This is a genomic window from Rhodomicrobium udaipurense JA643, assembly GCF_000636015.1.
Classification (GTDB): Bacteria; Pseudomonadota; Alphaproteobacteria; order Rhizobiales; family Rhodomicrobiaceae; genus Rhodomicrobium; species Rhodomicrobium udaipurense.
This window is the reverse complement of the sequence record NZ_JFZJ01000175.1, coordinates 1-5,168: the sequence shown is the minus strand read 5'-3', so window position 1 is coordinate 5,168 and position 5,168 is coordinate 1. Positions and strand designations below refer to the sequence as shown.

At 63.6% G+C, this 5,168-nt stretch carries 4 protein-coding genes and 1 pseudogene; 1 reads left to right on the top strand and 4 read right to left on the bottom strand.

The features are described 5' to 3' along the window. Positions 1-237 precede the first annotated feature (237 nt). Positions 238-630, top strand: a complete 393-nt coding sequence (locus T281_RS16190) for a DUF4112 domain-containing protein (protein ID WP_155955313.1) — start codon at positions 238-240, stop codon at positions 628-630. Between the two features lie 73 nt (positions 631-703). Here T281_RS16190 and T281_RS16185 read toward each other — a convergent pair whose 3' ends face one another. From T281_RS16185 to T281_RS16170, 4 genes and pseudogenes are all read right to left on the bottom strand, one after another. Continuing rightward, positions 704-1,390 (bottom strand): response regulator, encoded by a 687-nt coding sequence (locus tag T281_RS16185; RefSeq protein WP_037241912.1) that lies wholly within the window; start codon positions 1,388-1,390, stop codon positions 704-706. Then, a complete protein-coding gene (locus tag T281_RS16180) occupies positions 1,387-4,107 on the bottom strand; it encodes a sensor histidine kinase (RefSeq protein WP_037241911.1) in 2,721 nt (906 codons plus the stop codon). Before T281_RS16180 ends, T281_RS16185 begins: the two co-directional genes overlap by 4 nt. Before the next feature lie 5 nt (positions 4,108-4,112). Next, the gene (kdpC, locus tag T281_RS16175; protein ID WP_037241910.1) at positions 4,113-4,745 is read right to left on the bottom strand and encodes a potassium-transporting ATPase subunit KdpC; all 633 of its coding nucleotides are present in this window, start codon (positions 4,743-4,745) and stop codon (positions 4,113-4,115) included. Between the two features lie 9 nt (positions 4,746-4,754). Beyond that, positions 4,755-5,168, bottom strand: a pseudogene (locus tag T281_RS16170) (potassium-transporting ATPase subunit B); the annotation flags it as partial.

Sequence of the window (5,168 nt, the reverse complement as noted above, 5' to 3'; positions counted from 1 at the left end):
GTGCCGGTCGTGCCGGTCGCTCCCCGTGCGGGAGCGTCCATCGCACCGCGTCCGCCCGACCGATCCGGCATCCCACCAAGGGCGATTGAGAATCGCCCTTTGCGGCTACGCCTCGCCTCGGGTTCCTTTTGATGATAGAAGATCATTGGACATTTCGAGGTCATCGAGCTTGATGGAGGTGTGCCGGTAAGGTCGTGACACGGGCACGCCGCGAAATGCACCGCCGCCAGAAGACGCATGAAATACCAAATCCCTGCCACGAACGAAGCTGTCCCTGCTGAGTACTTGCGTGCTCTCGATCATACTGATCGGCTCGCGAGATCGCTGGACTCTCAGTTCAGGCTGCCGCTGACGAAGCTGCGCTTCGGGTGGGATCCGATTATTGGACTGGTGCCCATCGCCGGCGACCTTGTCGGACTGGCCTTGTCGCTCAAGATCATCGCGTCGGCGCGAAAGCTGGGCGCATCTTCAGCGCTTCTGCGGCGCATGACATTGAATGCTTGGATCGATGCACTGGCAGGCGCCGTCCCGATCGCGGGCCCGGTGTTTGATCTCTTCTTCAGGGCAAACTTGCGCAACGTTCACCTCCTGATGGACGAAATCCGCAGGAAACGCGCGCCCGTGACATGATCGGCGGCGCGAAAATCCCGTCGCTGACTCAGGCCGCGCCAATGTCGCTTTCTCATCAGGCTGACGCGGCGTCCTACTTCAAACGATAGCCGACGCCGGTTTCCGTAATGATGTGCTGAGGGCTCTCCGGGTGCGCTTCGATCTTCGCGCGAAGCTGGCGCACATAGATGCGCAAGTACTGCACGTCGGCGTTGGCGCCCCAAAGCTCGGCCATGATGAATTTGTGCGTCAGGACTTTCCCGGCATGAAGCGCGAGAAGGCGCAGGATGTCGTATTCCTTTGGCGACAGCTTCACGTCGCTGCCTGAACGCGTCACGCGGCGATGGACAAGGTCTATGCGCAGGTCGGCGCTTTCAAACACCGGCTCGCCGCCCTCAGCCTGAACGCGATGGCGCAGCGACGTGCGTAGACGCGCGATCAGCTCGGCCACGCCGAACGGCTTCGTGACGTAATCGTCAGCGCCGAGATCCAGCGCTTCGACCTTGGTCGCTTCCTCGCCGCGACTTGAAAGAACCACGATCGGCGTCTTGTCGCCCGCACTTCGCAGCATTCCGATGATCGCAAGGCCGTCCATGTCGGGCAGTCCGAGGTCGAGGAGGATGACTTCGGGCCGCTCGCGCGCGATCGCCTCAAACGCCGCCTTGCCGTTGATCGCTTCAACGACGGCAAATCCGTTGGCTCCCAGACTCGTGCGCAGGAGCCGCCTGATTTGAGGCTCGTCCTCCACAACAAGCACGAGAGTGCGATCGGCAACCGTCATGTGACGCTCCGCTCATGAGGAAGCCGCACGGTAGAGGATGCCGGAAAAGAAATCGCGAGGATTGCGCCCGTCCGGTCGGAGCGGTTCGCGGCCGAGATCGCGCCGCCCATGGCTTCCACAAAGCCGCGACAGATCGCAAGGCCGAGGCCGGTGCCCGCGCGCCGCCGGTCTCCGTTATCCGCGCGGTGGAATTTTTCGAAGACCAGCGACAGCTTGTCTTCGGGAATGCCCGGCCCCTCGTCCATCACGCAAATGCGGACCGAGGAACCTTCCTTCCGGGCTCTCAGCGTGATGGTTGATCCGGGCGGCGCGTATTTTCCGGCGTTGTCGAGGAGATTGACGAGCACTTGTTCCATGAGGACGGGGTCGAGGTTCAGGAGCGGCAAATCCCGCTCGATATCGAACTCAACGGCGCAATGCTTCAGGAGCGGAGCCGTTCGCCGCACGGCCGCGCCAAGGATTTCCGTCACGTCGACCGGCTCGCGTCTGAGTTTGACCGCCCCGGATTCGAGCCTCATCATGTCGAGCAGATTGGCCACGAACCGCGACATCCGCTGAGCCTCCTCCTCGATGGTAAGGACGAGATCGGATTTCGCCTGCGCGTCGAACAACGCGTCATATTCCCGCAGCGAGTTCGCAGCGCCGAGGATGGAGGCGAGCGGCGTGCGAAGATCGTGCGAAAGCGATGTCAGGAGCGCGCCCCGCAGCCGCTCCGCCTCGGCCGCGACGCGTGCGTCGTCCATCTCCTTCGCGAGTTTCACGCGCTCGATGGCAACGGCGGTCTGATCCATCAGCGCGTCGAGCAAGCGCCTTTCGTCCGGCGTCAGGAGAATATCGGATCGCAAACCAGGGCCAAGCCCCACCACGCCAATGACTCCGCGCCCGGTTCTCAGCGGCAGAAACAAGCGCCGCGCGCCCGGCAGGGTGTCCGCTCCTCTGCCCGCCGCAAGGCCGTTATCGAGGGACCATTTGGCCGCGCCGACGTCTGAATCCGCGATCATGTCGCCCGGAGGAAAGGCCGCTGCAACGCTCAACTGCCCGCCTGTCTCCGGCAGCAGGATCACGACATCCGCTTTCAGCGAGGTCGCGATTTGCGAAACGGCGGCCCAGAGAAGATCGTCGAGAGTGACGTTGCTCGCGAGGTTCTTCGAGAAGGCGTAGAGCGCACTCGTGATCGCGGCCCTGTTCCGCGCCAGTTCCGCCTGTCGCCTGACGCGTGCGGTCAGATTGCTGACGGCAAGCGCGGTAAAGAGAAAGAAGAAAAGGGCCGAGATGTTGATCGGGTCCGCGATGGTGAAGGTGTAAAGCGGCGGAATGAAAAAGAAGTTGTACGAAAGCATCGCGGCAAAGGCGGCAAACAGCGACGCTCCCAGCCCGAAATAGTAGGCGATGCTCAGCACGCCCATCAGGAACATGAGCGGGATCGTTTCGCCGCCCACATAGGGCTGCGCAACATGCGCCGCGATGACGGCACCGGCGGTCGTCACAATGGCTGCGACGTAGCCGAGCGGATCGGTATCGCGCGACGTAGAGACCGTCCGCACCGTCTTGCGCGGGATCGTCTCCTTATTCAGCGCATCGCCCGCGATCACGTGCACGCTGATGTTGGCGGACCGGCGAACGAGGTCGTGAACCACCGATCCGTACAGCGCTTCAAACCAGCGCGAGCGCTCCGATTTTCCGATGACGATCTGCGTGACGTTGTTGGAGCGCGCGAAGTCCATCACATCATCGGCAACGCGACCGCGCCCCGGCAGCGTGGCCGCCAGGCCGCCGAGCCGCTCCGCCAGCCGAAGCGTATCCGCGATGCGGTCGCGCTCGGCGATAGAGAGATCCTGGCTGCGCAGCGTCTCGATGTAAAGCGCCGTCCACGGCGCGCGGAGGCGATCCGCGAGCCGCTTGGTATAGCGCACCAGCCCGGCCGAGCGAGGGTCTTCGCTGATACACACGAGAACGCGATCACCGGCGGCCCAAGGCCCCTCGATCGCATGCGCCTTCATGTGTGTGAGCAGTTGCTCGTCAACTCTTTGCGCCGTCCGCCTCAGAGCCAGTTCGCGCAGCGCCGTGAGGTTTCCCGGTGAGAAGTAGTGCTGAAGTGCGCGCTTCGCCTGCTCCGGCACGTAGACCTTGCCCTCGCGAAGCCGCTGGATCAGTTCGTCCGGCGCGAGGTCGATAACCTCGATGTCGTCGGCCTTGTCGAGCACGAAGTCGGGCACCGTTTCCTGCACGCGGATGCGGGTGATTTGGGCGACGACATCGTTCAGGCTGTCCACGTGCTGGATGTTCAGCGTGGTGTAGACGTCGATGCCGGCAGCCAGCAGTTCTTCCACGTCCATATAACGCTTCGGGTGTCGGCTGCCGGGCGCGTTCGTGTGGGCAAGCTCGTCGACGAGCGCCACCTGCGGACGCCGCGCGAGAACGGCGTCGAGGTCCATTTCCTCGATGATGCGGCCCTTGTAGCTCACGGGCCTGCGCGGGACGATCTCGTAACCGGCGAGAAGCGCCGCCGTCTCGGGGCGGCCGTGCGTTTCGACAACGCCGACGACGACATCCGCCCCTTCGGAGCGCTTCGCGCGCGCCGACAGCAGCATCTCGTAGGTTTTGCCGACGCCGGGGGCCGCGCCGAGGAAAATCTTCAACCGCCCGCGATTTTCATTGCGGGCCAGTTCGAGCAGCGCGTCCGGCGAAGGCCGGTTCGTTTCCCTGGCGTCGGCCATCGGTTTCACTCAGCGGCGGAAGCCTGCTGCGCTCCTTTCAGCTCATCATCGAGAGCCAGATTGAGCAGCAACACATTAACGCGCCGCTCCCCAAGGAAGCCAAGCGTTCTTTCTTCGGTGGCCGCCGCGACAAGCTCCCGCACGCGAGCGGGCGGCAGATCGCGGGCCGTGGCCACGCGCTCCACTTGCGCGGCGGCATTCGCGGGCGAGATGTGCGGGTCGAGACCGCTTGCCGATGTGGTGGCCGCGTCAGCCGGAACGGGCCCCGCGCTGCCATTGGCCTGCCGGTATTCGGCAACGCCGGTTTGAACGCGGTCGATGAGCGATTTCGCCGTCGGCCCCGCATTGGAGCCGGCGGAATTCGCGGCATTATAAGGAGCGGGCACCGTTTTCGACGGATCGGCCGGGTCTGGCGCGACCGTAGCCGACGGGCGGCCCTGGAAATAGCGCTCCGAGGTGAAGGTCTGGCCGATCAGCGCCGATCCTACGACATGGCCGTCGCGTATGATGAGGCTGCCGTTCGCGCGATCGAGGAACGCGGTTTGAGAGAGCCAGGTTACGGCGAGAGGATAGGCGATCCCGGTCAGCGCGGTCATGAGAAGAATCATGACAAGGGCGGGGCGGAGTGTTGCAAGCATGGCGAGCCTCTAGACCAGTCCGATGGATGTGATGGCGATGTCGATAAGTTTGATGCCGATGAACGGCGCGACGATCCCGCCGAGGCCGTAAATCAGCAAGTTGCGCTGAAGGAGTTGCGCGGCTGGACGGGGACGGTAGCGCACGCCGCGAAGCGCGAGCGGGATCAGCGCGACGATAATCAGCGCGTTGAAGATGATCGCAGACAGGATCGCGCTTTGCGGCGTGGCAAGGCCGAGCACGTTCAGCGCCTCTAGCTGCGGATAGAAGGCGATGAACATCGCGGGGATGATCGCGAAGTATTTCGCCACGTCATTCGCGATGGAGAACGTGGTCAGTGCGCCTCGCGTCATGAGCAGTTGCTTGCCGATGCCCACGATCTCGATGAGCTTTGTCGGGTCGCTGTCAAGGTCGACCATGTTGCC

Coding starts and splice junctions, on each gene's coding strand:
- T281_RS16190 (WP_155955313.1), top strand. CDS start 238: ATGAAATACCAAATCCCTGCCACGAACGAAGCTGTCCCTGCTGAGTAC.
- T281_RS16185 (WP_037241912.1), bottom strand. CDS start 1,390: ATGACGGTTGCCGATCGCACTCTCGTGCTTGTTGTGGAGGACGAGCCT.
- T281_RS16180 (WP_037241911.1), bottom strand. CDS start 4,107: ATGGCCGACGCCAGGGAAACGAACCGGCCTTCGCCGGACGCGCTGCTC.
- kdpC (WP_037241910.1), bottom strand. CDS start 4,745: ATGCTTGCAACACTCCGCCCCGCCCTTGTCATGATTCTTCTCATGACC.